General features: G+C 59.8%; 2 protein-coding genes. Both read right to left on the reverse strand.

What is annotated here, in order from left to right:
- Positions 1-479: hypothetical protein (locus tag WB402_RS15815; protein ID WP_424209576.1), on the reverse strand; the 479-nt coding region annotated here is incomplete at its 3' end.
- Positions 480-756: 277 nt separating this feature from the next.
- On the reverse strand, positions 757-2117 hold a 1361-nt coding region (tilS, locus tag WB402_RS15820; protein ID WP_424209578.1), incomplete at its 5' end, for a tRNA lysidine(34) synthetase TilS.

The following is a 2117-nucleotide window of genomic DNA, read 5'->3' on the forward strand; positions in this document are numbered from 1 at the left end:
ACCAGCGGAATCTGGTCGGCAATATTGAATCGGATGGCGGCGCGGATTTTGTTTTCAATCTGCAGGTAGCGCGCCACCTTTTTTGCGGGCAGCGCTTTGCCAAGCTTTGCCGCATAGGATTTGCGCATGGCCGCTTCGGACGCCTCGACGTCGAGCATCTCGTTGATGAGGGGCTGCGCCTGCTGGTCGGTCATGGCGCCGCTGTTGTAGGCTTTGGCGTAACTATCGATCATCTTTATCACCCGTTCATTGAGTTTCATCAGATCTTTCTGATAGGCATCGTAGATCGGCCAGAACGCCTTGGATTCAGCGTCACTCAGATCCATGTTCGCCGCCACGAGCATTTTCTTGTCGGCCTTTACCTTGTCCAGCAGAATCTGCATGTTGGTATTAGCGGCGGAGTCCGCGGCATATGTCGGTGCCGCCATGGCCAGCGTCCCGCACATAATCGGCAGAATGAGCACTTTGAGTATCTTCATGATGTCTTCCTTTTCTGATAGATGGTTGTGGTTTTCAGGAACTGGAACGACCGCCGCCGACCGTCACCCCATGACGCAACATCGTCATCGCAGGTGCCAGGCCGTGCCAGCCATTTCCAGTAACGGTGACGAGTTTGAATCATGCCTTCGCGTGGAAGCCTGTTTCCAGCCCCGTCACGAAAGCGAATCTAGCAAATACCCCTAGGTGGCAGATATTGGACCTTGGTCGCATATCCATAATCGGGAAGTTTCCTTATTGATTCATGGTTTGCAGGTTTTATTTCGACCCACGGAATTCCTGCGCCAATTCAAGCCGCAGTTTCCACGCCGGTTCACCGGCGCGCGCCACATACGGTTCGCAAACCCAGCGATCGCCGATCGCCGCCAGCTCGCCATGGGCATAAACGAGCGGCAGGCGCTGACGCTCCCAGGGCGGGATGCTGGCCTCCTGCAACAGTTTCTTGAGTTTATGGTGATGCGCGCGACCCGGCAGCTGACAGGTTTCACCGCCCTGACGCCAGCCGACCATGAGCGGCGCATGGCCGATGCGTTCCTGCGACAAGCCGTCACCGCGAGCAGCCATGGCATGAAGTCGGCCCACGCCCGGGATTTCCAGCGGCTGGCTTAAATCCCAGGACAGCCTCATGGCGGAATCCGTTTCCCGTCGAGGTTTTAGCGCAACCAGCTCGTCCCGATACCGGCGTACTTCCGCCTCCGGCCAACATACGGCGGCGTGCCGTGTACGCGGTTCATGCGCCACCTGTGCCAGGATTTGTTCGAGGTGCATCGCCGACGGCGCCAAAAATCCCTGCCGGCGCAACCAATAGCGCACCAGGTTGCGCTGGCGCGGCGGAGAAAACTGGCTGAGCGCCGTCACCGACAGCGCCGATGGATCCTTGGCACGACTGGCATGCCAGTCAATCTCCGCCACGGCATCGAGCAGTCCGGCCGCCTCGGCTGACAGGGCGGCGGCGCGCGCGATCTGCCGCGCAGCTCCGGGCCAGCGCGCATCCAGCAGCGGGAATACTTCATGCCGCAGGTAATTGCGCGAAAACCGCGAGTCACGATTGCTTGGATCATCGACCCAGCGCAGCTTTTCCCGCTCGGCATAGTCCGCGAGCTGGGCCCGGGTGAAGCCCAGCAGAGGCCGCACCAGCCGTCCTGATGAAAACAGAGCGATTTCAGGCATGGCAGCCAATCCATGGGTGCCGGAGCCGCGCAGCAATTGCAGCAGTACGGTTTCGGCCTGATCGTCGATATGGTGCGCCGTCAGCAAAACATCTTTCGCGCCCACGTGGCGCGCAAGACAGACATAGCGCGCCTGTCGCGCCGCCGCTTCCAACCCATGTTCGCGGATTTCCATGTCCGGAATAAGCAGTCGCTCGATCGTGCACGAGACGTTCAACTCTTCGCAGAATTTTTCCGCATGCTGCGCCCACGCCGCCGAAGCCGGTTGCAGCCCATGGTCCACGTGCACCGCACTCAGACGCAGCAACATCGCGTCGCGCAGGACGCAAAGGGCATGCAGCAACACACAGGAATCGAGACCGCCGCTGAAGGCGATTTTTAACGGCGTTTCCGGGGAGAGTCCGAGACGGCGCAGGACATCCGCCAGTGCCGAGGGAGAAAACACGTTAT

The sequence above is a fragment of the Sulfuricaulis sp. genome (genome assembly GCF_049587675.1).
GTDB lineage: Bacteria > Pseudomonadota > Gammaproteobacteria > Acidiferrobacterales > Sulfurifustaceae > Sulfuricaulis.